25 protein-coding genes are annotated in these 25,906 nt (G+C 71.6%); 15 read left to right on the forward strand and 10 right to left on the reverse strand.

What is annotated here, in order from left to right; all coding sequences use genetic code 11:
- Positions 1-6: 6 nt before the first annotated feature.
- Positions 7-753: a hypothetical protein gene (locus tag JO379_RS03350; RefSeq protein ID WP_245381360.1), complete on the reverse strand. Its 747-nt coding sequence runs from the start codon at positions 751-753 to the stop codon at positions 7-9.
- Between the two features lie 605 nt (positions 754-1,358).
- Between JO379_RS03350 and JO379_RS03355 the strand changes: the two genes are divergently transcribed.
- Positions 1,359-2,207, forward strand: a complete 849-nt coding sequence (locus tag JO379_RS03355) for a PucR family transcriptional regulator (protein WP_245381361.1) — start codon at positions 1,359-1,361, stop codon at positions 2,205-2,207.
- A 125-nt stretch (positions 2,208-2,332) separates the two neighbouring features.
- On the opposite strand, the gene JO379_RS03360 is transcribed toward JO379_RS03355, so the two are convergent.
- Together JO379_RS03360 and JO379_RS03365 are read right to left on the reverse strand one after the other, a co-directional pair.
- Positions 2,333-3,757 carry a DUF1996 domain-containing protein gene (locus JO379_RS03360; protein WP_209513757.1) on the reverse strand — a complete coding sequence of 475 codons (1,425 nt, stop codon included), beginning with the start codon at positions 3,755-3,757 and terminating at the stop codon, positions 2,333-2,335.
- A gap of 6 nt (positions 3,758-3,763) precedes the next feature.
- On the reverse strand, positions 3,764-4,450 hold the full coding sequence (locus tag JO379_RS03365) for a DUF4142 domain-containing protein (RefSeq protein WP_209513759.1): 687 nt from the start codon (positions 4,448-4,450) through the stop codon (positions 3,764-3,766).
- Positions 4,451-4,841: 391 nt separating this feature from the next.
- On the opposite strand from JO379_RS03365, the gene JO379_RS03370 reads away from it, so the two are divergent.
- The 5 genes from JO379_RS03370 (at position 4,842) to JO379_RS03390 (ending at position 9,001) form a co-directional block, all read left to right on the forward strand.
- Positions 4,842-5,297, forward strand: a complete 456-nt coding sequence (locus JO379_RS03370; RefSeq protein ID WP_209513761.1) for a Crp/Fnr family transcriptional regulator — start codon at positions 4,842-4,844, stop codon at positions 5,295-5,297.
- 326 nt (positions 5,298-5,623) lie between these two features.
- A complete protein-coding gene (locus tag JO379_RS03375) occupies positions 5,624-7,012 on the forward strand; it encodes a cytochrome P450 (RefSeq protein WP_281066568.1) in 1,389 nt (462 codons plus the stop codon).
- Positions 7,013-7,313: 301 nt separating this feature from the next.
- Positions 7,314-7,868, forward strand: a complete 555-nt coding sequence (locus JO379_RS03380; protein WP_209513765.1) for a hypothetical protein — start codon at positions 7,314-7,316, stop codon at positions 7,866-7,868.
- 61 nt (positions 7,869-7,929) lie between these two features.
- Entirely contained in the window at positions 7,930-8,460 is a 531-nt protein-coding gene (locus JO379_RS03385) for a hypothetical protein (RefSeq protein ID WP_245381362.1), read from the forward strand.
- Between the two features lie 106 nt (positions 8,461-8,566).
- A complete protein-coding gene (locus tag JO379_RS03390) occupies positions 8,567-9,001 on the forward strand; it encodes an ester cyclase (RefSeq protein ID WP_209513767.1) in 435 nt (144 codons plus the stop codon).
- A 22-nt stretch (positions 9,002-9,023) separates the two neighbouring features.
- On the opposite strand, the gene JO379_RS03395 is transcribed toward JO379_RS03390, so the two are convergent.
- On the reverse strand, positions 9,024-9,386 hold the full coding sequence (locus tag JO379_RS03395) for a hypothetical protein (RefSeq protein ID WP_209513768.1): 363 nt from the start codon (positions 9,384-9,386) through the stop codon (positions 9,024-9,026).
- A 291-nt stretch (positions 9,387-9,677) separates the two neighbouring features.
- On the opposite strand from JO379_RS03395, the gene JO379_RS03400 reads away from it, so the two are divergent.
- On the forward strand, positions 9,678-11,231 hold the full coding sequence (locus JO379_RS03400) for an AMP-binding protein (protein WP_209513770.1): 1,554 nt from the start codon (positions 9,678-9,680) through the stop codon (positions 11,229-11,231).
- A 71-nt stretch (positions 11,232-11,302) separates the two neighbouring features.
- Here the strand turns inward: JO379_RS03400 and JO379_RS03405 are convergent, their stop codons facing one another.
- Positions 11,303-11,920 carry a TetR/AcrR family transcriptional regulator gene (locus JO379_RS03405; protein WP_209513772.1) on the reverse strand — a complete coding sequence of 206 codons (618 nt, stop codon included), beginning with the start codon at positions 11,918-11,920 and terminating at the stop codon, positions 11,303-11,305.
- A gap of 67 nt (positions 11,921-11,987) precedes the next feature.
- Between JO379_RS03405 and JO379_RS03410 the strand changes: the two genes are divergently transcribed.
- From JO379_RS03410 to JO379_RS03440, 7 genes are all read left to right on the forward strand, one after another.
- Positions 11,988-12,470 carry a DUF1453 domain-containing protein gene (locus JO379_RS03410; RefSeq protein WP_209513774.1) on the forward strand — a complete coding sequence of 161 codons (483 nt, stop codon included), beginning with the start codon at positions 11,988-11,990 and terminating at the stop codon, positions 12,468-12,470.
- Between the two features lie 234 nt (positions 12,471-12,704).
- A complete protein-coding gene (locus JO379_RS03415) occupies positions 12,705-13,124 on the forward strand; it encodes a hypothetical protein (RefSeq protein ID WP_209513776.1) in 420 nt (139 codons plus the stop codon).
- Positions 13,121-13,951 (forward strand): transcriptional regulator, encoded by an 831-nt coding sequence (locus JO379_RS03420; RefSeq protein WP_307841883.1) that lies wholly within the window; start codon positions 13,121-13,123, stop codon positions 13,949-13,951. Before JO379_RS03415 ends, JO379_RS03420 begins: the two co-directional genes overlap by 4 nt.
- A 37-nt stretch (positions 13,952-13,988) precedes the next feature.
- On the forward strand, positions 13,989-14,423 hold the full coding sequence (locus JO379_RS03425) for a roadblock/LC7 domain-containing protein (protein WP_209513778.1): 435 nt from the start codon (positions 13,989-13,991) through the stop codon (positions 14,421-14,423).
- A 70-nt stretch (positions 14,424-14,493) separates the two neighbouring features.
- On the forward strand, positions 14,494-14,868 hold the full coding sequence (locus JO379_RS03430) for a hypothetical protein (protein ID WP_209513780.1): 375 nt from the start codon (positions 14,494-14,496) through the stop codon (positions 14,866-14,868).
- 1,088 nt (positions 14,869-15,956) lie between these two features.
- Positions 15,957-16,775 carry an MmyB family transcriptional regulator gene (locus JO379_RS03435; RefSeq protein WP_307841884.1) on the forward strand — a complete coding sequence of 273 codons (819 nt, stop codon included), beginning with the start codon at positions 15,957-15,959 and terminating at the stop codon, positions 16,773-16,775.
- Positions 16,776-16,903: 128 nt separating this feature from the next.
- On the forward strand, positions 16,904-17,959 hold the full coding sequence (locus JO379_RS03440) for a beta-ketoacyl-[acyl-carrier-protein] synthase family protein (RefSeq protein ID WP_209513784.1): 1,056 nt from the start codon (positions 16,904-16,906) through the stop codon (positions 17,957-17,959).
- Positions 17,960-17,992: 33 nt separating this feature from the next.
- Here the strand turns inward: JO379_RS03440 and JO379_RS03445 are convergent, their stop codons facing one another.
- Positions 17,993-18,529, reverse strand: a complete 537-nt coding sequence (locus tag JO379_RS03445) for a potassium channel family protein (protein WP_307841885.1) — start codon at positions 18,527-18,529, stop codon at positions 17,993-17,995.
- 213 nt (positions 18,530-18,742) lie between these two features.
- Between JO379_RS03445 and JO379_RS03450 the strand changes: the two genes are divergently transcribed.
- On the forward strand, positions 18,743-20,119 hold the full coding sequence (locus JO379_RS03450; protein ID WP_209518485.1) for a chloride channel protein: 1,377 nt from the start codon (positions 18,743-18,745) through the stop codon (positions 20,117-20,119).
- On the opposite strand, the gene JO379_RS03455 is transcribed toward JO379_RS03450, so the two are convergent.
- The 4 genes from JO379_RS03455 to JO379_RS03470 all read right to left on the reverse strand — a co-directional run bounded on the left by JO379_RS03455 (position 20,116) and on the right by JO379_RS03470 (position 25,906).
- The gene (locus JO379_RS03455; protein ID WP_209513786.1) at positions 20,116-20,538 is read right to left on the reverse strand and encodes a DUF7144 family membrane protein; all 423 of its coding nucleotides are present in this window, start codon (positions 20,536-20,538) and stop codon (positions 20,116-20,118) included. The genes JO379_RS03450 and JO379_RS03455 overlap by 4 nt on opposite strands.
- 190 nt (positions 20,539-20,728) lie before the next feature.
- On the reverse strand, positions 20,729-21,790 hold the full coding sequence (locus tag JO379_RS03460; protein ID WP_209513787.1) for a trypsin-like serine peptidase: 1,062 nt from the start codon (positions 21,788-21,790) through the stop codon (positions 20,729-20,731).
- A gap of 1 nt (position 21,791) precedes the next feature.
- Positions 21,792-22,946 carry a trypsin-like peptidase domain-containing protein gene (locus JO379_RS03465; protein ID WP_209513788.1) on the reverse strand — a complete coding sequence of 385 codons (1,155 nt, stop codon included), beginning with the start codon at positions 22,944-22,946 and terminating at the stop codon, positions 21,792-21,794.
- Positions 22,943-25,906: a P-loop domain-containing protein gene (locus JO379_RS03470; RefSeq protein WP_209513789.1), complete on the reverse strand. Its 2,964-nt coding sequence runs from the start codon at positions 25,904-25,906 to the stop codon at positions 22,943-22,945. The genes JO379_RS03465 and JO379_RS03470 overlap by 4 nt, the downstream gene beginning before the upstream one ends.

Below are 25,906 nucleotides of genomic sequence, written 5' to 3' on the forward strand. Positions count from 1 at the left end.
CCCCCTTCACGGCCGTCCTCCCCTCGCCTCACGCTGCCGGGTTCGCATGCGCAGGGTCAGGGCCAGGGCGACGCCGATCAGGCACAGCGCGTACGCCGCGGTGACCCAGCCGGCCGCGGGCCGGCCGGCGTGCAGTCCGTGCACCAGGGCCGCACCCCACGCGGGGTAGGCCGCCATGTGCAGGGTCCGCCACAGGCCGGAGCGGCCGACGCCGGTGAAGGCACTGCGCGCCGCGCCGGTGACCGCCACCGCGACGAAGAGATACCCGGCCAGTGTGCCGAGTCCGATGAGGAAGGGTTGCGTGTTGTCGGTGAAAGGGACGGTCGCCGCCGTCGGACTGGTACGGTCCTCGGCAACCTTCACCCAGATGTGCAGGGCGAGAAAACCGAGCCCGGCCACGGCCAGTCCGCGGTGCACGCCCTGGGCGAGGAGTCGGTGGGCCGAGCCCAGCAGCCGTCGGTCGGTTGCGGCCAGCCCCCACAGCACGGTGGAGGTGAGCGAGACGAGCGCGAGTACTCCCGCGCCGAAGTCGAGGAACTCCTGCGTCCGTTCGGCCACACCGGCCTGGACGGCGACGGCGAGCAGCAGCAGGATCGCCGCCGGCAGGGCGGGGCGTGCGGAAGGCCGGGTCTGCGGCCGGGCCCGCGGCCGGGGTCGGGGGCGCGGCGGGGGCTGGGGGGCCCGGCGGCGGCCTCCCCCGCGGGACCGGCCACGGGGCCGAGGGCGGGGCAGGAGCGTTTGCGTTCGCGACATATGCATCTGGTTCTCCCACTGGCGGTCGGCGGTGGTCCTCACGACTGCCCGTGTTCCTGAGAAATCCGGAAATCCCTCGCATCGGCGCTATTCGCCGGCCAGGCGATCATCGAATTCACGTGGTGTGACCGTCCGGGCACTCATGGTCCGGCGGTGGAATGTGCAGAAGCATCGTCCAACTTCGCAGGATCTTCATAAGGTTTATCGTGCTGTGACAAATTCACGCGCGGCCGTCCCCACGGCGGCGATCGGCTGTTGATGATGCCCACTCAGGCGAGAGGACCCCGGCGGCATTCCCGGCCCTCCCGCCCGGTACGGAAGTCCGGAGGTAGACGATGTGCGACATTCTGAACCGCATCTGGTCGCGGCCGCGCGGTGAGTGGACCCGGGTCCTGAGAAAGGAACTTCCCGCAGTCGCCGCGCAGTTGGCCGAAGAACTGCAGCGCAGTACGCCGGCTTTCTCGGCGGTATCACAGCGCATCGGCAGGGAAGCAACGCAAGAGGCGGTGGAGAGGGCGCTGTTGCTCACTTTGGGACTGCGGCCCGCCGCGGGGCCGGAGCGCATACCCACACCGCGGCGAAAACCGGGACAGGTCGTCACCGCCATGCCCGGCACCCGGGCCCGCCAGGCCTTGTTCACCGCGCTCGCGGACGACCGGCACATCCCCCACGACGTGCTGACCGAACTGGCCGGCCGGGCCGGCTGGCCGCTCCCCCGCCGGGTGCGTGCCATCGTGCTCGCCGGCCCGCACGACGCGCACTCCATGGCGCCCCATCTGGTTCCGCAGCCGACGCCCGCACTGACCCCGCAACTGGCGGCGGCCCTCGGCCAGGGGCTGCCCGGCACCGTCGAGGCCGACCTGTGCCTGCTGATCCCCGACCCCGGGCCGCGGGCCCGCGCCGCTCTGGAGTCGGCGCTGGGCGGCCGGGTGGCCGCGGTCGGCCACTCCGTCCCGGTCGTGGACGCCGCCTCCTCGCTGCGCTGGGCGCGGCGGCTGCTGGCCCTGGCGGCGGCGATGGGCGGCCCGGCCGAACGCGTCACGTTCGTCGACGACCACCTCTCCGAGCTGCTCATGCTCCAGGACGCCTCCCTGGCCCGGGCCCTGTCCGCGCGGTGGCTGCGCCCGCTGGAGGACCTCACCCCCCGGCAGAGCGAGCGGCTGGAGGTGACGCTGCTGGCCTGGCTGGAGAGCGGGGGCGCACCGGAGGCGGCCCGTACGCTCAAGGTGCACCCCCAGACGGTGCGTTACCGCCTGCGGCAGATCGAGAAGCTCTTCGGGCCGGCGATGCGCGAGCCGCGCACCCGCTTCGAGCTGGAGCTGGCATTGCGCAGCCGACGGCTGCTGGCCCAGGCCCGGCAGCTGCGGTCACGGGCGCACGGCCCGGTGCGGGCCCTGGGGGCGGCCGCCGCGCCGCTGAGTCCGGCCGGCCGGGCCCGGATCAACGGCCTGTGAGACCGAGCGCGCGCGGCGGCCCCGAACTCGGCTGTTCGGGGCCGCCGCCTTCCCGGCGCCCGGTGGATGGTGGGGGTGGGGAGCACCGGGCGCCGGGGGTTCCGCGGGTGGTGCGGTGGTTGCCGTCAGCAGGTGCGGCCACCGTTGATGCACGCCGTCGCCCTTGCCATCAGCGCGTCCGACATGACGTTGATGAAGTCGCCGTGGTCCGTGACCGGCTTGTGCAGCTGCTCGGGAAAGCTGTCCACGGCGAAGGGGACGCCCGCCGGTACGTCGTAGGTGATGCGCTGCACCAGTTGCGGAATGGCCTGGAAACCACGGGGGCAGGAGCCGTCGGCGCGGGCGAAGGCGACATGGGTCCGGTGATTGGCGCTGTCGGTGTTACGCCCGTCCCAGCAGTTCTGGAAGGCGAAGGTGCGGACGACCTGCGCGCCGTTCGGGCAGATCGGATATTTGTCCTTCAACTGCCGGTTCTCGAATCCCGCGCAGCTCCAGGAGGCGTTCGCGTTGCCCAGGCCGTTGGTGAGCGCTTTGGCATCACCGGTGATGACGCGAAGGAATCGGGGCATCGCGGTCACCTTTGTCACCGGGCTGCCCCGGAACTGCAGGGTCACCGACGCGGGCCGCAGCACGGTTCCCATGTTCCCGTCGTGGCCGCCGCCCGGGGCATTGGCGTCCGGTGCCGCCTTTCCGTCCAGTTTCCGCAGCACCGGCCAGTAGTGGCTGGACTTGTCCCCGTTGGTGCAGGTCGTTCCCGCCGCCGCGAGGCTTTTGTCGGTGGAGAAGGCGTCGGTGGATTTATTGCCGACGTAGTCGTGCATGTGGTGGGCGCCGTTGCGGACTCCGGGGGTGACGATCACGTTGTCGGGATTGAAGTGACCGTTTTCGTTGCGACCGCACACGGATGCGAAGGTGCCCGTCGAGCCGCCGCGGCGGGCCGCGGGCGCGCCGGGCCGCGTCGGCGCGGTCCTGATGTCGGCGAAGTCGGCGCGGGAGGGGCCGCCGGGCTTGCCCTGCTCGCCGAGTTGGGAGCTCAAGGGGCGGGAGGAGTCGTCGGCCGCGGTCGTACTGATCTGCCGGGTCCGGCATCCGCTCAGTGCGCTGAGGTCCTCGGGCGCGGGCACGGCGGCGCTGTCGGCCGCCTTGATGGAATCGGTGATGCGGCCGATGGTCGCGTCGCGTTTGCGTTTCAGCTCCCCCAGCACGGCGTCCGGGGTGGTTCCCTTCGATGTCATCTGCTCGTAGGCGCCCGCCACTTGGGCATCGAGCTGGGAGAGGCCCCGGGAGACCTCGGTCCGCGCCGGTGCGGGGACCTCACGCAGCTTTTCGCCGACGTCGGGGCAGGAGACGGTCGTCGCCTCACCGGTGGCGGAGCCCGCGGCGGCGCCGTGCGGGGTCTGCCCGGTGTTGTGTTGCGCGGTGTCCCGTGCACCGCCGGCGGAGGCGTTGGCCGCGATGATCGCCGTGCCGCCGCCACCCAGCAGCAGCGCCGCGGCCGCGACCACCGCCCGGGTCCTCAATTGCGAGCGTTTATGGGCCTGTCGCATCATGTGGGGTCACTTCTTTTCGTTGTCACCTGGGTGGGGGAAGTCGACGAGTCCGGTGTTCTCGAGGACGGTGATGTGATCGAGGACGACGGTGTTGGCGCGGGACGCCAGATCCCGCACCGCCGTATTGGCGGTGCGGTCGCGTACGAGCGCCACCAGCCCGAACACCTTGCCGTGAGCGGCACGCACGAGGTTCGCGAAGATCCGGTCGAACGTGGCGCCTCGGGCGCCTTCCAACTGGTCGAGCCACCCTTGCTGTTCGGCGGTGGGCCGTTGCGGCATGGTCACATCCAAGGCCTGGCCCGTTTCGACGGACAGCCGGTCCAGCTCGGTGTGACCGTCGACGAGGTGATGGCCGGCCGTCTTCACCGTGTCCTTCGTGCCGCGCTCCAGGGCGAGTCTCCCCGCGGGCTTCTCCCACAGCCCGGCGAGCCGGACACGGCGGACGAAGTCCCGGTCCAGCGGTGTCAGCGGACCGGACCGTGTGTTCGTGATTCCTCCGCCGTCGTCGTTCCAGGCGGTGCGCGCGCCCGCCGCCGCGGGTTCGGCACTGCCGAAGAGGTACACGGGGATCAGCAGCGCCAGGAGCGTCGCGGCCAGGGAGCCGACGACGAGCCCGGTACCGAGGGTCCGCCGGGAGACGGGCCGCAGACCGCGCAGGGAACGCGCGGAACGCAGGGAACGTACGGTTCGCATGAAACCTTCCTCGGATACCTCGGTTGTGTCGTTTCTCCGGGCGCCCGCGTCGGTCGCCCTGCCGGAGGCCGCCCCTTGCCGGAAGCCGCCCCGCCGGAATGCCCACGGACGCTAGCCGCCGTCGCAGTCGGGCAGACGAGGATTCGCGGCCTCTGACAAAGCCGGGCTCTGCCCTCCCGGACGCTGCTACCGTGCGGCTCCTGTCTGGGGTGTGTCCGCCGGGGCGAGGTGAGGTGTCCCTGTCTCGTGCTCGGGATGCCGCCCGCTGGCGGGCGTGGGTCAATGGAGGTAGCAGGCTGCGCGCACGGGGCGGCGGACGTCGGCCCCGGCGGGCCACCGGCGGGGCGGCGACGTGTGAGCGGCGCCGCGGGCGGCGAGGAGGCTCTCGGCAATGACGACAACGAAGAGACTGCTCAGGTCCCTGCCCGCGGAATACCGGGACCGGCTGATGGAGCTCGCCCGTGAGGTGTCCTTCCCGGAGGACGCCCGGATCTTCGAGGAACACGGCACGGCGGACCGTTTCTGGGTCATCCGCTCCGGGGCGGTCACCCTGGACCTCCAGTTGCCCGGGCGGCGGGTGGTGACCGTGGAGACGCTGGGCACGGGCGACCTGCTCGGCTGGTCCTGGCTGTTCCCGCCGTACGAGTGGGGGTTCGGCGCGGAGGCACTCAGCCCCGTGCGGGCGTACGAGTTCGACGGCGCCGACGCGCGGGCGCTGTGCGAGCAGAACCCCGCGCTCGGCTTCGCCGTCATGCGCGCGGTGGCCGAGGTGCTCGGACACCGGCTGCACACGGCACGCAGCCGGCTGCTGGACCTCTATGTCCCGCACACCGCCGAGCCGTTGTGACCCGATCCGTGGAGAGCTGATCCGTGGTGACCCGGCCCGCACGGGCCGGTGTCTCGGGCCGGTGTCTCGGCAAAGGCGCGCGCCCATAAATGGCACGAGCCTTAAATAGAGCGAGCACATTTATCGGATGGTTTCTTCGTCGGCCGCTTGAAATCCGTCCCCCCGGCCCCACGAGGGGGCGCGGAGCCGGGAATCGGGGAGCCCGGATACCGCTGGGCCGCGCCGCGTGCTTCCGATACCCCTGGTGGCGTCCGATCCGCACCCACGCACTCGACTTGGATGGGGAGGCCAACGGTGTGACGAGTGAATACGAGGTGGGAGACACCATGGACCCTCGATCCCGAACACTGACCCCGGGACGCACACGGAATACGCCGCGTCATGACAAGGCCACGACCAGCGCGGTCGCGTGGGCCCCGGGCGCCTGGCCCCTCGCCGGTCACACGGTTCCGCTGATGCGACGGCCCCTCGACTTCGTCACGTCGCTGGCCACGCACGGAGACGTCGTCCGGCTACGGCTCGGGGCATTGCCCTGCTACGCACTCACCCATCCGGAATGGGTCCAGCACGTTCTGGTCGGCGGGGCCCGCGATTTCACCCGCGGCCGGCTCTTCGAGAAAGCGTCCCTCTTTTTGGGAGAGGGTCTGGTGACCTCTTCCGGCAGGATTCACCACCGGGCCCGACGGGCCGTCCAACCCGCTTTCCACCATCAGCGGATCCCCGCCTACACCGCCGTCATGGGCCGGGTCGCCGAAAGCGTCGTCGCGCAATGGCGCCCGGGGCAGGTCGTCGCGGTGGACCGGGCGATGAACGACCTTTCGCTCGGTGTGCTCGCGAACACCCTGCTTCCCTCGGGCCTGGGAAGCCGCGCCAGCGCGGAATTCCACCGGGCGCTGCCCGCCCTCTCCCGGGGCATGATGGTGCGCCTTCTGCTGCCGGAGTGGTGGGCGCGCGTGCCAGTCGCCTCGAACCGCCGTTTCGACCACGCCCGTCACACCATGGAACGGCTCGTCGGACAGGCGATCGCCGCACACCGCGACACCGGAGGGGACCGCGAGGACATGCTCTCCCTGCTGCTGACCCAGCGGGACGCGGACGGCCGTGGCCTGACGGGCCGACAGGTCCATGACCATGTGACCAGCCTGGCCGTCGCCGCGGTGGAGACGACCGGGGCGACCCTCGCCTGGTTCTTCCACGAACTCGGGCGCCACCGCGAGATCGAGGAGCGCGTTCACGCCGAGGTCGACACCGTGCTCGGCGGCCGGCCGCCGAGCTTCGAGGATCTGCCGGCCCTCGCGTTCACCGGCCGGGTCGTGCTGGAGACGCTGCGCCGCTACCCGCCGTGGATGATCACGCGCCGCGCGACGGCCGCCGTCCGGTTCGGGACCGTGTCGGTGCCCGGCGGGGCCGAGCTCCTCTACAGCCCGTACGCGCTGCACCACGACCCGCGTTGGTTCGCGGCCCCGCGGCGCTTCGACCCCGACCGCTGGCTGCCCGAGCGGGCGCGTGCCCTGCCGAAGGGGGCGTTCATCCCGTTCGGCGCGGGCGCGTACAAATGCGTCGGCGAGACGTTCGCGCTGGCCGAGATGACCATGGCGGTGGCGACCGTCTGCGGGCGGTGGCGGCTGCGCCCGCTCCCCGGCGCGCGGGTCCGCGTGGTCGCCCGGGCGAACATCCACCCCAACCGGCTGCCCATGGTGGCCGAGGCCCGGTGAGGGCGGGGCGGGACACCGCGGAGGGGACCGCAGGCGATGCTTGCCGGTGGGGCAGGTGAGGAGGACGATGGAGAAGGGGCGAGAGGGTATGCGCCATTCGGAGTAGACCTGATCGTCTCCGGCGATCCTGTTCCTGCCGGGCAGCCCCAGCCGGCTCCCGCTGAGCCGCGACCGCCGGCCACCGGTCTGTGAGCGGCCTCCTCGGCAGGAGCGGCGGGAACGTGGGCGCCGCGTCGGCGGCCGGTGCCGCGTGCAGCAGTCGCCGCGCTCGGGGAGCATGCGGCTACGAGCGGAGGATGCCATGTCCCTCACCATCATCATCATCATCGCCGCCGTGCTGGTGCTGCTCGTCTGCGCGGTGGCGGCGTGGACGCTCACCGCGCGCCGCCGGAGACTGCGGGAGCGCTTCGGACCGGAGTACGAGCGGACCATGGAGTCCAAGGACAGCCGCCGGGCGGCCGAGCGCGAGTTGCGCGAGCGCCAGGAACGCCACGACGCGTTGGACATCAAGACACTGCCGGCACCTGTCCGGGACCGCTACGCCCAGGACTGGGCGCGCGTGCAGGAGCAGTTCGTCGACCGGCCCGATGACGCGGTCCATGAGGCGGACCGGCTCGTGACCACGCTCATGGGCGAGCGCGGGTACCCGACCGAGGGGTACGAGCAGCAGGTGAAGGACCTGTCCGTGGAACACGGACGCACCCTGGAGCACTACCGGGCCGCCCATGAGGTCAACGACCGCAGCAGTCGCCATCAGGCGACCACGGAGGAGCTGCGGGGCGCGATGGTGCACTACCGCGCGCTGTTCGACGAGCTGCTCCACGACGGCGACCGGCCGCGCGAGAGCCGGGGATGAGAGAACGGCCGGCAGCCCCCCAGGCGGTGAGCCGGCCCCGTCGGTGTCCGGACGGACCACGATGACGGACGGAAGTGACGAGGAAATGCGCGACCACGACACACCCCGGGACGACGAGGGTGTTCTCTCCACGGAAGACCTGGCCGGTGCCCGGCAGGGCACCGGCGAGACCAGGGACGGGGCGCTGGACCGGTCTGACGCGCCGCCGCAGTTCCCCGGGGAAGCCACCGGCCTCGGCCAGGAGGACCGGGAAGGGCAGGAGGACCGGGAGGCCGGCGGCGGGACATCCGCCGGTGACCGCCGGGAAACAGAGCCGACCGAGGAGAACGAACCCCTGCTCGGCGAGCAAGAGGAGGAATTCCGCACCAGGTGGCAGAAGATCCAGAGCGACTTCGTCGATGATCCCAAGGACGCCGTCAACGCGGCCGACCAGCTCGTCGCCGAGACGATGCAGGCCCTCGCCACGACCTTCTCCGAGCACAAGCGAGGCCTCGAGGACCAGTGGCAGCAGGGCGGGGAAGTCGCGACCGAGGACCTACGCGTCGCCCTCCAGCATTACCGCTCCTTCTTCAACCGCCTGCTCAGCACCTGAAGGCCGCCCGGAACCGCACGCGGTCCCGGGCCCACAGGAGTGAAACCCGACGGAGGCCGGGCGCGTCACATCCGAGGGGTGCGGCGCGTCCGGCCACACTGCGGGCGTGTCCGCAGAAGAGAACAAGAAGCTCGTCCGCCGCTTCTACGCGGAGATCGACCAGGGCAACATCGACGCCTTGGACGACCTCGTCGCCGAGGATTATCTGGACCACTCTCCCCCGCCCTTCCCGGGCTTCGGTCCGGGTCTCGAGGGGTTGAAGCAGATCTTCCGCCTGTTCTGGGAGGCGACGCCGGGCACGCACGAGATCCAGGACCAGGTGGCGGAGGGCGACAAGGTCGCCACGCGGCTGCTGTGCCGGGGTGCGCACGAGCGCGATCTGCCGGGCATTCCCGCCACGGGCAACCAGTTGGAGATCACGGCGACGGTCGTCCACCGCATCGAGAACGGCAAGCTGGCGGAAAAGTGGTCCGACAAGGACACACTCGGTTTGTTGCAACAGCTCGGCGTCCTCCCGCCGCTCGGGGAACCGGCGGAGTAGAGCGGGCGTCACACTCATCGCCTCAGCGGGCCGAGTCCACCAGGACCGCGAGGCCCGTCACCAGCCCGGCATAGGCGACCACCAGCAGCAGGCAGCAGAGCATCAGCAGCCAGCCGGCGACGACGGCGAACAGCGCCGCACCACGGTCGCGGCCGCCCAGCCGCTTGCCGCGCCTGCGGCCGAGGTGCCCGGCCGGGATGGCGACGCAGGCACACAGAAACACGAACAGCGTGTACCAACCGCCCCACATCAGCCAGAACACCGGCGTCGCCACGATGCCCAGGATCAGGCCAATACCCATGACGGCGGCCCAGAGGGCGACGCGGGCGGGCCCGTTGCGGCCCTCGGCCGCCGTATCCGTCGCCTGTGGCGTACCGCTGCTCATGCCGCTTCCCCCCGTCGGTATGGAAAAGCCACCCTACGACGCGGTGCGCCGGGCCCGAGCCATCGAGGCCACTGACCGGATATCGACGTTTCAGGCAAGGAAATCCAGGCGTCGACCGGCCCGGCCTGGAGCCTTTGAAGGTGAAGAGATAAGATCACTTTAGTTGCCCCGGGCTACCAAAGTCGTCGGGATCCGGGCCGGTACGTGGGCCACCACCGGCCGACGCGGCCTCCGCCGCTCCCGGGCACCGCACACCGTGAATCAGGAACCCAGGGAATCCAGGAACTGCGCATGCCCCTCAACGCGACCGACTTCCGCACCTATGTGGAACACGCCCTCGACGTCCTCGCCGCCGCACCCGACCGGCACGTCCTGATCCACCGAGACCGACGCGTCACCGGCCGCGAGCTCCGGGACCTCGTCCACCGCATGGCACGCGCACTGCGCACCCAGGGAGTACGCCACGGCCAGACCGTCACCCTGTTAAGCGGGAACCTGCCCGAGACCATCGCCGTGCGCTACGCCGCCAACCTGATCGGCTGCCGGGTCAACCACCTCTACAGCAAGCTCGCGGCCGAGGTGCAGGCCACCATCGTGCGCGACGTCGAGACCCACACCCTGGTCGTCGACCCGCAGTACGCGGACCGCGCCCGTGAGGTGACCGGGCAGGCGCCGGTGAAGAACGTCCTCACGCTCGGCCCGGCCGAGGTGGGCACGGACCTGCTGGAACTCGCCGCGGACGAGTCCGCCGACCCCTTCCCCAGCCCCGCCCGGCCGCAGGACACCTGCACCATCCGTCACACGGGCGGCACCACCGGCCACCCCAAGGCCATCTGCACCTCCTTCGAGCAGGTGCGGTGGTTCCACGACGTCATACCCGAAGACATCATGGCCAGGACGGGGCAGCCGATCCGGCAACTGGTGTGCACCACGCTCGCCCACGCCGCCGGCATGATGGCCGATCACGCCCTGCGCACCGGCGGAGCCGTGGTGCTGATGGAGGACTTCGAGCCGGCGGCCGTGCTCGCCGCGATCGAGCGCGAACGCATCACCCACCTGTTCCTGCTGCCGCCGCTGCTGTACCAGCTGATGGACCACGCGGACGCCGCCCGCACCGACACCTCCAGCCTGCGCCGCATCTCGTACGGCGGCTGCCCGTCCTCGCCGACCCGCATCGCCGAGGCCGTACGGCGCTTCGGCCCTGTCCTCAACCAGTTCTACGGACAGAACGAGGCCGGCGGCATCAGCGTGCTCACCGAGGAGGACCACGACCCGGAGCACCCCGAGCGCCTCTGGTCCGTCGGGAAGGCCCTGGAAGGCGTCGAGGTGGCCATCCGCGACGCGTCCGGCCGCGATCTGCCTCCCGGCGAGCACGGCGAGATCTGCGTCCGTTCGGCGGGCATCATGCAGGGGTACTGGAAGCAGCCGGAGCTGACCGCCGAGGTGCTGCGGGACGGCTGGCTGCACACCGGCGACATCGGGCACCTGGACGACGAGGGCTATCTGACCATCGTCGACCGGCTCAAGGACATGATCGTGGTGGTCGGCGGCCATGTGTACACCACGGAACTCGAGGACCTGCTGAACTCCCACCCGCACGTCCTGCAGAGCGCCGTCTTCGGCGTCCCCGACGCCAACCGCATGGAGCAGGTCCACGCCGTCGTCGTACCCGCGCGGGACGGCGGCGTCGACGAGCGAGGCCTCCGTGAGCTGGTGCGCACCGAGCGGGGCACGATGTACGAACCGGCGCGCATCGAGTTCCTCGACGCGCTGCCGCTGACCGACGCCGGGAAGCCGGACAAGAAGCTGCTGCGCCGCATGGTGGAGCAGACGGCGGCTGCCTGACCGGCCACCACCACCCCGCCCGCGTCCGCCCGAGGCGTGCAGACGCGGGCGGGGTGGTGGGACTGCGGAGCTTAGGAACCTGCCTTGAGCGCGTCCAGGTGGTGTCGCAACACCCTTCGGGCGTCGTCCGGCGTGACGTGGGCGGGCTGCAGCACCACCTGGAGCGCGAGGCCGTCGAGCAGCGCGGACAGCCGCAGCGCCTCCGTCTCGACGGCGAGGGCGTCCGGCAGGCCGCCGGCCCGCTGCCATTCCCGCAGGACGCGCACCACCAGCGCGTGCAGGCCCTCGTGCAACGCGTCCGCGCGGGCGCGCAGTTCGGGCCGAGTGCGCGCCGCGGTGGTGAAGGCGAGCCAGAGCACGGCCTCCTCGTGGCGGGTCCCGTCGAGCGGGAGCAGCTCCGCGAGGAGTTCCTCGGTGCGGGCACGGCGGTCGATGCCGGCGTCCGGGTCGAGCAGTTGCCCGGCGTGGGCCTGGATCCGCCGGTCGACGCGGCGGCCGAGTTCGCGCAGGGCGAGCGTCATCAGGTCGGTCTGGTCGGTGACGTAGTGACGGACCGACCCGATGGCGAGCCCCGCCTCGTCGGCGACATTGCGCAGTGATGCCTTTTCCAGGCCGTCCCGGCTGATGACGCGCAGAACGGCGGCGGCCACGGCCTGGCGGCGGGCCTCGGGGTCGACGATCTTCGGCATGTTGTCTTTATAGCACGGGCAAGCTAAATTACTTTTTTAGCATGGTCGAGCTATAAAAGGGTGGGTCATGAACGTCTGGGTGCTCGCGGCTCTCATCGCCGTCGTCGCGATCGTTGTGGTGGCCAAGCGGCTGAGGGGCGAACCCCTCAACGTCCGTGATGTGTTCGCGCCGCCCCTCGTCCTCACGGGCCTCGGCGTCTGGGCCCTGTGCAAGGCCGACGGCCTGACCGGGACCGACCTCGTCTGGGTCGTCGTGGGCTGCATCCTCGGCATCGCGCTCGGCGCGCTGCGCGGCGCGACCGTGCAGGTCTTCGGCAAGGACGGGGTGCTGTGGCAGCGCTACACCGGCCGCACCTTTCTCGTCGTCCTCGGGTCCTTGGCGGTCATGGCCGGCTACGGCTTCCTCGCGGTACGGCTCGGCATGCACGAGAACGCGCGGCCGGTCCAGCTGTCCACCGGTGTCGGATTCCTCGGTGAGGCACTCGTCGTCGGCTACCGCGGGCTGGCGAGCGGCCTGCCCTTCGCCCCGGAGCGCGCACGACGGCGCTGACGCGTGGGCGAGTGGCCGCGCGGGCACGCGTGGCAGGCCGTGGGCGCCCCGGCGAGGGCGGCCCGTCGGCGTCCGTTACCCCGCTCGACCTATGCCGTTTGAATTTGCCAAAACCACCACGCGCGGTTCCGTTTTCGATTACCTTCCGTCGCAGCCGACATGCCGTTGGTAGCTGTTGTCTGTGTCCGACGAGTCGCGGCGGTGCGCTGCCGCGACACGGCTGGAGAGGTCTGTGTGTCCGGTATCGACGCGTGCTTATCCGAGGCCTTGGCGATCCCCGGTGTCCGGGGAGCGAGTCTGGTGGACTGGACGACCGGACTCGCCCTGGGAGTGGCGGGCGAGGGCCCGCACCACGACCACGAGACGGCGGCCGCGGAGGCCGCCGAGCTGGCCCGGCTCATCTTCGAGAGCAGCGCCTTCGCCCAGGCCGAACAGCCCGAACGGGCGGTACGGGACGGACGCGCCGGACAGGCCGACGGGCCTGTGGAGGACCTCATCGTCACCGCGCGCGGCGGATACCATCTGATCCGCTTCGTGGAGACCGCCTTCGACAGCAGCGTCTTCCTCTACCTCTGGCTCGACCGCGCCGAGTCCAATCTGGCCGTCGCCCGCTTCCGGCTGAGGGATCTGACCGCCGCGCTGGTCCTGTCGTGACCGCGGGAGCCGCGGGCGCCGCGGATACGACTCCGGCACCGCCGGCCGCCCCGGACCGGGTCGCCGAGGACCCGTTGGCCCGGCTGGCCTGCGAAGGTGCCACCGGAGCGCTGCACGGGCCGGTGGGTGCGCTCTATCTGTGCGACGGGGCGGTGGTGCACGCGGAGAGCCCGGCCGCGCCGGATGTGGGATGGCGGCTGACCGCCCGGGGGCGGCTGTCACCGGAGACCTGGGAGGAGGCCGTGGCCCAGGGCGGCCCGGGCTACCGGGCCGGTGACTTCCTCGTCGAACACGGCCGGTTGAGCCAGGGCGAACTCGAACTGTGCCATCTGAGCGCACTGTTCGACGCCGCCTACTTCGTTCTGTACCCCCTGGGAGACGGTCAGCGCCCGCCCGAACGGTTCCTCCGCGAGGCCCGGCACTGGCTCGGCCCGGTACGGCCGGTGCCGGTCCCCGTTCTCCGACGGGAGGTGCGCAGACGACGCCGGCTCCTGGAACAGGCATGGCCGGGCGCGGCGGTGGACGCGGCCCCCGTCGTGCCGGTGCCCGACGCCGGCCGGAGCCGCGGGCACGGCGCGCAGACGGCGTGCGGCCGACGGGCGGTGCTGCACGCGGCCGACGGGGTACGCACCCCGGTACAGATCGCCCGGGCGCTCGGACGCCCCGCCTTCGCCACCCTCCTGGACGTCCGGCGGCTGACGGCGCTGGGCCTGGTCCGGCCCCCGGACCCCGGGGTGCCCGAGGACGGCCCGCCGTTGCCCGAGGCGCCGGGCGTCCCGGATACCTCCCTGCTGCTCAGGATCCGTGACGCGTTGGAGGCCCTGTGACCGTTCCGTTCCCCCGTCGGGATGCCCCGCTCCCATGATGAGACGCGCCTTGAGGCAATGGACAGGAAGGAGACAGTCGATGACGGCCCTACCCGAGGTGCTCACCGAGCTCCAGGCGTTACGGGTCCGCGTACCGCATCTGACCGGTGCGTTGGTGGCGAGCACCGACGGGCTGGTGATCGCGCATCTCGTCACCGACATGGAGCCCGACGGGGTGGCCGCGCTGACCGCGGCGGCCCTGGGGGTGGGCGCGCGGCTGACGGACGCCGTGGGCCACGGCGGGTTCCGTGAACTGCTGGTGCGCGGCGAGCGCGGCTATGTGGCGACGTACGCGGCCGGTTCGTCCTGCGTCCTGACGCTCCTGGCGGCGGCCGACGCCAATGTGGGCCGGCTGAACCTGGAGGCCCGCAGGGCCGGGACACGCATATCGGAGCTCGTCGACAGCGCACTGGAGCGTCGACGGCAGCTGTGACCACGGCACCTCTTTTTCCCCTGTTCCTCCGAACCCCTTGATGACCACCACTGACGAAAGCGGGATTCTCATGGCGAACACCGAAGCGGCCCTGCAGGATGCGATGACGTCGATCGAGGGCGCCCTCGGCGTCGCTCTGGTCGACTACGGCAGCGGCATGGCGCTCGGCACTCTCGGCGGGTCGCAGACGCTGGACCTCAATGTCGCGGCCGCGGCCAACACCGACGTGGTACGGGCCAAGCTGCGGGCCATGGAGATGCTCAGCATCCAGGACAGCATCGAAGACATCCTGATCACCCTCGGTTCGCAGTATCACCTGATCAGGCTGCTGACCGGCCGTGGCGGCACCGGCCTCTTCCTCTACCTGGTGCTCGACGGCAAGCGGGCCAACCTGGCGATGGCACGGCACCAGCTGCGGCGGATAGAGGCGGACCTGGAGGTCTGACGCACGGGTCGCACCCCGCGTCGGCACGGTTCAGTCGACGCGGGGTATGTGCCGCCCCCCTGGGCGACGCGGTCGCCCAGGGGGCGGGCCGGGGGCGGGGTTCCCCCGTCCCACGGGCTGCTGTGGGACAAGACCACGAAGGTTCTCTGGGCGGTCGGTACGGACCGCCGACCGCAGCAGGGAGCCGACGCCCCCGCCGTCCACGGCCTCCTGGTGGCCTACCGGTACGACCCCGTAGACGTTCAGCCGCTTCACCACAGGCCGTTCACACCATGCCGGCAGTCTGCCGGCGGTCTTCTCCGGTGCTTCCGGGAGCCGTCCGGGGCCTTCAGCTCACAGGGAGCGCGGACGCCGGGCACACTCTCTCCGGCACACGCCGTCCATCGGCCTGGCACCGTCTGAGGGGACCATCTCTGCAAGGCGCGGTGGTTCCGGGGGATGCCCGGCCGGCCGGCCGCGCGCTGAGCGCGCCCCGGGCCGGGCGGGGTGAAACGGGGCGGTAGCCGACGGCGTCGGCTCCTGGGCGAGCGGGGCCGTCGGCCGGTTGCCGACAGCCCTCGCTACCGTCGAAGTTCAGCCACCCGGACGCCGCGGAACAGCGTCGCATCCTGGGACGAACCTCTTCCGGCGGGCGATGGCGCCGATGCCATCCGTCCGGCCGGTTCGCGGAGGAACCGCGAGGGGAACCGCAAAGGGATTCCGTACCCATGGAGCCGGCCGAGAGGCGGTCGCAATGCCGCGGACTGTCTCTGCGAGACTTCACCGCGGATGCCCGCCGGGGCGGCATCGATGAGCACGGGGAACAGACCCGAAAGCGGGGCACGTAACGCGGATCTCGGCAGCTGCGGGCGAATGGCGGCCGCCCTCTGCTTCCCGTTTCGATCGGTCGACGAGTGAATTGTACCCTCCCTGATTGGGCCTCACATAGGGTGAGGTGCCCAGGTCAGCGCCGCTCTCATGACGCGGACCCGCACGTCGATCATGCATGAGGGATGCGATCATTTCTTCCCCGAGATTTTCGGTGGAAAAACTGTCCAATGAAATCGCCTTCCCCTGGCGGTGCCGCTCGTGATATTAGGGATTCGTACGTGGACAAGGAAGCACTGCAGAAGCTGCTCCGTGCGCGCCGGGCTCTCATAGCCCCGGAAGAGCACGGCCTCGCCCGCCCGGCCCGGCAGGGGCGGCGGGCCCCCGGACTGGCACAGTCACAGATCGACCAGTTGCTGCACCGGGCGCCCGGGACCTTCAATCGGCTCGAGACCGGAAATCACCCCAACCCGCCCGAGGATCTGCTGCGGGACGTGGCCCGGCTGCTCGCGTTCAATGAGCACGAGTGGACGCTGCTGTGGCTCTACACCGTGCACCGCGACCCGCCGTACCCGCTGCACCCCCGGTCCGGCACCGAGGTGCCCGGGGCGTGGCAGGAGGTCGTCAACAGCATGTCCCACATGGCGTATCTCAACGACCAGTCCTGGAACGTCCTCGCCTACAACGAGGCGTTCGCCGCCATGTTCCCCAGCGGGGAGGTCCCGGCCAACACCATGCGCTGGATGACGCTCGCGCCGGAGGCCCGCGACGTGCTCACCGGGTGGACCGAGTACTGGCTGCCGTTCGTCCTGCCCCAGATGCGGGCCGCCGTGGCCGCGCTGCCCCACGACGAGACGCTGACCGCACTGGAGGCGGACATCCTCGCCGACCCGGTGGTCGGCCCGCTCTACGAGGCCGGCGGTGGCGCGTACATCCACCCCGACGGGGACGAGCGTCCTCTCGACCACGCGCAAATGGGACCGGGCTGGGTGTCGCTGTGCACGGCCGAGCCCCTCGCCTCGCCCCGGGCCCGCCTCATGATCCTCGTCTTCCACCGCGGAGAGCAGAGGCCTCGTCAGCCCATGCTGCACGCCCGGTGACGTCTCGGTGACACCCCCGTGAGACTCGGTACCGGCAGAGCACATCCCATGGCACCTGTAGGCGAATTTGCGACACCTTTACACATAGGTTTGAGCCACACCGCGCCCGCCTACCTCGTGGAGCCCTCGTGCCCTCCTACGTCTCGATGCCTTCGATAGCCCTGCCCGACCACGTCGTCACCACCGATGACATCTGCGCCGACATCAGCGCGCACCACGGCGACAACCCACGGCTGGGCTCGATCCTGCGCGTCATCCGGGCCACCGGGGTGCACACCCGGCGCTTCACCCGGCCGCTGCGCTCCCCCACCGTCGCCGGCACCGCCACGATCGGGGAGCGCAACCGGGTGGCCTTCGCCGATTCCGCCCGCCTCGCCGAGGAGGCGGCCCGCGCGGCCCTGGCCACCGCCGGGCTGACGCCGGCCGACGTCGACTGCGTGGTCACCAGTCACACCACCTCGTGGGCGGTGCCCGGCCTCGACGTCCACCTGACGGGCGCGCTCGGACTGCGGCCCGACGTCCGCCGGATCCCGATGGCCACCCTCGGCTGCGTCGGGGGCGCCCAGGCCCTCGTCCGCGCGGCCCGCGAGGTCCGGGCCGAGCCGGGCAGCCGCGTCCTGGTCGTCGCCGCCGAGACGATCAGCACGATCTACCACCACGGGGACACCACCCTGGAAAGCATGATCTACAAAGCGCTGTTCGGGGACAGCGCGGGCGCCTGCGTCGTCACCGGCACCCCGCGCGGTCCGGGGCTGCGCATCGACGACACCTGGGAGTACTGGCTCCCCGACAGTCACGACCGCTACTGGGGCCGCCTCGACGACGCGGGCCTGCACTTCGACTCCACGCGCAAGGCCGCGAACGCCGCCGGTGACGTCATGCCCGCCCTCCACGACTGGCTGCGCTCCGGACAGTCGGCGACCGCACCGCCGCGATGGGCGGCCGTCCACCCCGGCGGGCCCCGCATCCTCGACGACGTGGCTTCGGGGCTCGGCTTCGAGCCCAAGGTGCTCCGGCACTCCTGGAGCAGCCTGGAGGAGAACGGCAACCTGGGCGGCGTCGCGGTCCTCGACGTACTCGCCCGCACCCACGACGACCCGCCCGGCGACGGTGAGGAGGGGCTGCTGCTCGCCTTCGGGCCCGGTTTCGTCGCCGCGTCCTGCCGCGGCGCCTGGTGCGCCTGAACGCCACGGCCGAGCGGGCAGGACACGTGCCGGTCAGGATTCCGCGGCCCCGTCCCCCGTGGGCCCCGGCTCCCCGGTGTCCTGTCCGGAGCGGCGTCGCACCCCGGCCTCGGCGGCCCCGAGAATGCTCTTCGCCAGCAGGCCGAGCGCCACGACGTCGAAGAGCATCTGCACCGTGGTCACGACGCGGGCGCTCTTCGACAGGGGCACGATGTCGCCGAATCCCACGGTGGCGAACACCGTCACCGTGAAGTACAGGGCGTCGGTGCGGCTCAACGCCTCGGAGAAGGACCCGTGGTGGCCGTGCTCGATCAGCACGTAGGCGGCGGCGAAGAGCAGCAGGAGCAGCGGCACGGCGGTGACGAGCGCCTCCAGGGCCCGGAGCCGCGGATACGGGGAGCGTGCGATCGCCCTGACCTGGTGGACGACGAGGGCGAGGAACAGCGACAGCCCCGCGGCGAGGGCCAGCGCCGCCCAGGCGCCCGGCGGGTGGTCCAGCGGGACCAGGTAGTAGAGCACCACCAGCAGGGTCACCGCTGCCGCCGATCGCAGGAAGTGACGGAGCACCACCCGGCGGCGCTCCTGTCGCCCGGCGGGGCCATGCCGTGCGACGGTCATGCCGGTGCGCCGGTGCCGTGGAGGGAGCCCACCCGGCTGCCCTGAGCTGCCATGCGGTATTTATACCGTCTTCGGGTGGTTTACTGACGGATGATCGTCCGGCTCGTGCCGGGCGCGCGGATCTTCGAGGACCCCGGCGTTCACCCCGGCGAGGAGGCGGCACGCATGTCGGTCGGCGCACCCGGAGCGGCACCGGCGGCGATGCCGGAGGACCCCTACGCCCCGTTGCGAACCCGGCGCTATCTGGGCCTGCTGGCCCTGGCCGCACTCATCGGGGCGCCGGTCTGCGCGGTGGCCTTCGGCTTTCTCGCGCTGGTCACCGAGCTGCAACCACTGGTCTACACCGACCTGCCGGTGGCCCTGGGCTTCCACGGCACACCTCTGTGGTGGCCGCTGCCGATGCTGGCCCTGGCGGGCGCGTCGGTGGGATGGACGGTACGTCACCTCCCGGGGCACGGCGGGCATGAACCGGCGTACGGTTTCTCGGCGGGCGGCGCCCCCTCCTTGGCCGAGCTTCCGGGCATCGTCTGCGCCGCCCTGGCCTCGCTGGGGCTCGGCGCGGTACTCGGCCCGGAGGCGCCGCTCATCGCCATCGGCGGCGGGCTGGCGGTGGGCGCGCTGCGCCTGGCCGCGCGGAACCCCGACGCCCGGGCGGTGGCCGTGGTGGGCGCGGCGGGCAGCTTCGCGGCCGTCAGCGCGCTGCTGGGCTCACCGCTTCTCGGTGCCTTCCTGCTGATGGAGGTCTCGGGGCTCGCCGGGCCGCTGCTGGGAACGGTGCTGGCGCCCGGCCTGCTGGCCGCGGGGACCGGCGCGCTCATCTTCACGGGGCTCGGTGACTGGACGGGGCTCGGTACGTACGGGCTGGCCCTGCACGACATCCCCGAGGCGACTGCCCCCACCGTCGCGGAGTTCGGCTGGGCGCTGGCCATCGGCATCGCGTCAGCCTTCGCGGGGGCGGGAGTCCGCCGGCTCGCCCTGCTGCTGAAGGGACGCGTCGAGCGGCGACGGGTGGCGGGCACGGTGGTGGCGGGCCTGGCCGTCGCGGGGCTCGCGATCGGCTACGGGGCGGGCACGGGGCGGGAGCCGTCGGAGGTGATGTATTCGGGAGAGACCGCGCTGGAAGGGCTGTTGGCACACAGCGCCACCTACTCCTCGGCCGCGTTGGTCTCCCTCGTCGTCTGCAAGGCACTCGCCTATTGCGTGTCGCTGAGCGCCTTCAGGGGCGGCCCCATCTTCCCCGCGATGTTCGTCGGGTCGGCGGGCGGCATCCTGCTGTCCGAGCTGCCCGGGCTGACCCTCACCGCGGGGTTCGCGATGGGCGTCGGGGCCATGGCGGTCGCGATGCTCAGGCTGCCGATGACGTCCGTGCTGCTGGCCACCCTGCTGTTGGGCTCCGAGGGGCTCACCGTGATGCCGCTCGTCATCGTGGCCGTCGTCATCGCGTATGTGGTCTCGGTGCGGCTCCAACCCGCCCCCGCCCCCGGCGGTTCCTCACGCGCCGGAGGCGACGGCTCGGGCGTGGGCGGTTCGGCCGCGCGCTAGGTGGTGGGCCGTGGTCCGGCGCACAACGCCCAGATGACGAAGACGTCGATCGCGAGCAGCACCAGTGCCCACAGGGGGTAGTAGGGCAGCCAGATGAAGTTCGCGATCATGCTCAGGCCCGCGAGCAGAACACCGGTGACACGGGCCCACATCGCGCCCTTGAACAGCGCGAAGCCGGCCAGCAGGACCACGATGCCCAGGATCAGGTGCAACCAGCCCCAGCCCGTCAGGCTGAACTCGTAGGAGTAGTCGCGTGTGACGACGAATACGTTGTCCTTGGCTATGGCGGATATCCCTTGGAATATCGCCATCAGCCCGCCGAATACCATCAGGACCGCGGCGAACGCGGTCCAGCCGGAGACGAGACCGTGGCCGGAATCCCGGGTGGCCGTGTTCGTCCCACCTGCGTGAGTGGTCATTGTCGGGCTCCTTCACAGAGTGAGCTTCGTCGCTGACCGGAGCAGGCCGATCGGCGGCCTCCTTCTCCCATCGTCCCATGTCAGAACCGGACCGGCAGATCGAGGGAAACAACCGGCCCGGGCCGCCCCGGCGGGCCCCGTGGGCAGCGAACGGACCCGGGACCGGCCGGAAAGCCGGTGATGCCGGCAGTCACACGAAATTGACCCCAGCGCGGCTCAGCAGTGGGTCGTCGACCATCTGCCACAGGGGGACGGCGTAGTTGCCGATGCCGTAGCGGCCGCCGTAGTGGAGGCCGAGGACGCGGTGGTCGGTGAGGTCGAAGACCGGGGAGCCGCTGTTGCCGCCCAGGGTGGAGCAGTCGTGCTTGACGGTGAACTCCTCGGGGAGGAGCTCCGTCGTGGTGCCCGGCTGGAGGCGTTTGACGTTGTAGACGTCCATGAAGATGCGGCGCATCGACTCCGGTTCGTTGCGGCGGCCGTCCCACGCCGGGTAGCCGATCACGTAGACGGGGTGGCCGGGGACATCGGGCGGTGCGTCGGCCGCCACCGCCAGGGGGAGCGGCAGGGCCTGGGTGCCGGAGGACGGGTCGACGCGCAGGAGGGCCATGTCGACGTCCTGGTGGATGCCCAGCACCTCCGTGACGGCGAAGGCGAGCGGTTCGCCCCCCGTGGACGGTGTGCCGAGTTCCTCGGCGATGTCGACTCGGGCGCCCATGCCCTGCCGGAAGGTCCAGCCGGTGCCGTCGGTGCGGGAGAACTCCACGGCGACATGACGGTTCGTCATCACCACGTCGGGGCTGACCAGGAAGGCCGTGCCCAGCCAGTCCAGGCTGGTGTGGCCCGAGACCTCCACCCGGCCGACGCGGGCGAGGGAGTCGCGGATGGCGGCCCGCTGCCCGTCGAGCACCGCCCAGTCGCCCTGCTGGGAGGCGAAGTCCTGGTTCTGCACCAGGATGGCGGGTCTGCCTTCGAGGAGGACGATGGCCTCCATCCCGAAGGATTCGTCGTCGCTGATCTCGTCCGTGCGGCCGGCGGCGAGCTTCTCCAGCCCGTCCGCACCCGCCGTGAGGACCCGGTCGCGCTCCGACTGGGCGAACTGGGCGATCTGCCCCGCCGGGACCTCGTCCGGGGGGAGTTCCTCCGTCGATTCGGGGCGTTCGGCCTCCAGGCCCGCGCGGACGCGGTCGGCGACTTCCCTCAGATCGCCGAAGACCTGCTCGGTGCCGGTCGCCACCGGTGACTTCGGTCGCATGTCACACCTCCTGCGGCGCGCTGACCCGCGCCGGCTCCGACTGCGCTGCTTCGATCTCCGCGTGGACCTCCCCGTAGTGCTCCTTGAGGTGACGCATGATGACGTTCATCTGGGTGCCGACATTGACGAAGGCCGTGTTCCGGCCCTGGAAGTTCACGTCCTCCACGCGCCGTGTGCCCCGGTGGAGGGCGACGACCTGCCAGTCGTCGGTGAAGACGGGCGAACCGGAGGAGCCGCCGCGGGTGTCGGTGAAGTAGCGCACGTCGCGCTCGTCCGCTTCGTAGACGAGGTTGTTGCGCAGGGCGACGCGCTTGGGCTGCCCACCGGGGTGCTGGATGATGTTGACCGCCACGTACTCGCCCTTGGCCACCGTCAGCGGCTGCGCGCAGATCCGCAGCACGGGCCGGGACGGCTCGGCGGTGAGCCGCAGGATGGCGTAGTCGAGTTCCTCGTCCCAGGCGACGAGGTCACTGGCGGTCGCTTCGTCGGTCTCCACCTCGTCCGCGTCGTAGTCGAAGCGGGACCGCGAGTGCTGCACCTGTAGTCGCAGGTCCGCGGGGTCGGCCAGCGCGCGCCCGGCGCCGGTCCCGGACCGGGCGTTGACCACGTGGTGATTGGTGACGAGCAGCGTGGGGGCGATGAGCCAGCCCGTTCCCGAGTGCGGGAAGCCGTTCGGCTGGAGGGGCGCGCCTTGCTGGTACGGGGGGACCTTGATGCGGGCGACCGCCGCCCCCGCCGCGTTGCCGGAGCGGAGGAACTCGTAGGGCACCGTGTCGTCCCGGTGGATGATCTCTTCCTTGGTCTCCGCTGTGGGCAGCGCGGCGCTGACGTCCGGCTCGCCTGCGGCGGTGCGGGCCACGTCGTCCAGGGCGCGTTGGATGACGGCGAGCGGGCCCGCTTCGGCGGTCTGGGCGACGGCGTTGCGCAGCCATGTCTCCAGGGGGACGGATCCGTCGATCAGCCGCTCGACGCGGTTCATCTGGTTCAGGTCCGAGTGCAGCTGACGGCCGGGGGCCGCGACGAGCGGCAGCGTGCCGCGGTACTTGTTCATGATGCCGTCGAACAGCAGCTCCCGGACCATGGGGTCGGCGAGTCCGGCCTCCATCGCCGCGTCGCGCAGCTGGACGACTTCGTCGGGCGCGAGGTACGCGTTCATGCTTCATCAGGCCGCTGGGGGCCGTTCCCTTCCGCCGGGGTGCCCGGCCGGGCCATGAGTGCGCTGGTGGCGGGGGCTCTGACCGACGGGCCCGCCGTGCCCCTGCGCATGGCGGACGCCACTCCGGCGAGGAGTTCTCCGCTGTCGTCGCGCAGCACCAGCAGCCGTCGGGCGAGGTCGTCCAGGGAGCCGCGGTCGCGGACCTCCCGCAGGATTCCGATGATGCTGGAGTGCTCGCTGCACGGCCGTGGGGTGCCGACGGCGGTGCCCAGGATCGTCATCAGCGCGCCGCGCAGCTGGGGCTGCCGGGACACGGCGCGGTTGATCGCCGTGCCGATGTCCTCCAGCACGCCGTCGTCGGTGGCGGGCAGCCCGACGACCTCCAGCGCGTGGTCGAGGGCGCGCGGGTCCCGTTCGTATACTTCCGCCGCGACGGCCCGCACCAGCACCGGCTGGTCCATCAGCGTCGCGTCGGGCAACTGCCGCAGCCGCCGGGCGAGCTGGTTGTCGACCTCGGGGTCCACGGGTGTGCCGGACGTGAGCCGGGCCCGGGCCAGCAGCGCGCCCATGGCTTCGAGGTCCTGTCCCAGGCCGGCCGCGACGCCCTCCGCGACCTGGAGGTCGCGGTCGGCGCTCTCCCGGTCGCCGTCCTCCTCCGCGAGGCGGGCGGAGAGCAGCAGCAGTTCGAGCCGCTGTTCGGCGCAGCCGGCGTCCTCCGCCCGGTCGATCGCCTCCGAGGCCTCCCGTCGTGCCTCGTCCCCGCGCCCGGTGCGGCTCAGGGTTTCAAGGAGCAACGGGTGCAGGGGGCTGCAGGGTGTCCAGGGGCGGCGTTCGGCGAGCCGGGCGGCGGCCGCCTCGGCGAAGCCCTGCGCGAGGAGGTCCTCGACCTCGCGGGCGGCGATCCGCTCCCAGTCCTCCTGGTCGGCGTCGGCCATGACGTGGTCGGGGGTGTCGCCGCCGAGGTGCGCGCCGAGGAAGCCGGCGGCTCTCGGTGACATGTCCTGCTGGGCGCCGGCCAGCAACCGCTCGACGCCGGGCAGCCAGCGTTCCTCCACCGAGCGGGGGTTCTCGTTCAGCCGCAGCCGGTGGTAGATCTCCTCGGCGCGGTCCTCCAGCCCGTCCCGGGCCGCGTAGTAGTCGACGGCCCGGCGCTCGACGGTGCGCGTGAGCGCGGTCCGGTCGTTGCCCGACAGCCGCAGCATGATGGCGCGGACGTCGGCGCGGTGCCGCACGGCGTCGGGCCCGGCCGGTTCCACCAGGTCGAGGCGGGAGAGTTCGTCGAAGAGGTGGCGTGCCTCCTCGGGGGTCTCGACCCGCAGTCCGCAGGGCTCCGCGAGCACGTCCTTGATGATGTCGGGGGTGATGACGCGGAGCACGAGGCCGGGGTGGGCGAGCCGGCGGATCCGCTCGTCGGCGATGTGGTTGAGGATGCGGTCGTAGAGGATGCCCTGGACGAGCATCTGGTCGACCTTGCGGTAGAAGTACCGGCGCCGGGCGGGCAGGCTGCGGATCAGTTCGCCCATCGGGGCGGTCTCGTTGCCGGCCAGTACGGCCGCCCTGGCCGCCAGTTTCAGGCTGAGGGGGTGGCCGCCGACCCGGTCGGCCAGGGCCCGTGCCACGTCCGGGTCCTCGACGCCGCAGGAGACCAGGAGCCCGACGGCGGCCTCGGGGTCGAGGTCGACGAGTTCGAGGGTGCGGGGGGTGACCGTCCGGGCGGGGTGCGCGACGGGTGCGCGGCCGGAGACGATGACCCGCAGCCGCGGGTAGGCCTTCTGGAGCGTGGTGAACAGGGCCCAGATCCTGCCCATCACCGGCGAGCCGCGGTACTGGGCCTCCTCGAAGGAGTCGAGGGCGATGAGCAGCGGCGGTCCGCTCTCCCCGGCCGGGGCCGCCACCGCCCGTACGAGGATGTCGGCGAGCCGCCGGATGAGGTCGGTCTCGTCGGTCGTGGCCAGTGTCTGGAATTCCCGGGAGGCGCTGCGGCCCAGGGTCGGCCGGGTGGTGGAGAGCCGGTTCAGCTGGGCCGTCCGCTCCCGTTCCTCCCGCTGGGTGGCGGCTCTGCGCTGGCACTCGCCCGCCAGCGCGTCCAGCTCCGCGCGGTATCCGGGGTACTGGACGCGGAGCTGCCGGGCGAGTTCGGCGATGAGGGTGACCGGCTCGTGGACCGAGAGCGTGGGCCGCTCGAAGTCGACGTAGCCGAAGGGGAGGTCGCGTTCGGGGTCGTGGAGGGTGTCGAGGATGAACTTGGCGAGCAGGGTGCTCTTGCCGATGCCGCCGGGCCCGTGGATCACCAGTGGGGGTTCCCGGACGCGCCCGGTGAAGGCCGTGATGCGCCGGCCCGCCTGTTCGATCCGGGCGCGGGTGGTTGCGGTGGGCACGCCGACGTAGGCCCGTAGTTCGTCCAGTTCGCGGGTGCGTCCTTGGAAGGGGTCCTGCACGAGGCGTTCGAGTGGCTGGAGGATCCTGGCGCGCTCCAGCGCGTGCTGCACATGACCGACGTCCGGCAGTCCCGTGATCCCGGGGATCTCCGACAGCCACAGGACGGCCTGGAGGGTGTCGGCCAGTTCCTGGGCGTGCTGCTCCCCCAGCGGTGGGTGCTCGCCGGTGAGGTAGGCCAGGGCGGTGCGTTCGGGCCCGGGGCCCTCGGGGCACTGTCCGAGGTTGCGCTCCAGGGCCAGCCGGGCGGCCTCGGGGCCGTCCAGCCCGCGCAGGGCGGTGCGCCGCGCCTCGGGTTTGAGGGCCCAGCGGGTCCTGTCCTTCATGCCCAGCGCGGTGCAGTCGTCGACGAGTTCCAAGGTGGCCCCGCCGGTGGGCCCCTCCTCGTCGGGCCGTCTGAGTCGCGTGGGGTCGAACTGGGTGAGCAGGCAGGCGGCTTCCCGGTAGGCCCGGCGCGCGCCGGAGATCTCGCGCGGGTGCGTCCGCGTGGCGTGCAGCTCCTGCCGCAGCCGGGCGGCGAACAC

The sequence above is a fragment of the Streptomyces syringium genome (assembly GCF_017876625.1).
GTDB classification, from domain to species: Bacteria; Actinomycetota; Actinomycetes; order Streptomycetales; family Streptomycetaceae; genus Streptomyces; species Streptomyces syringius.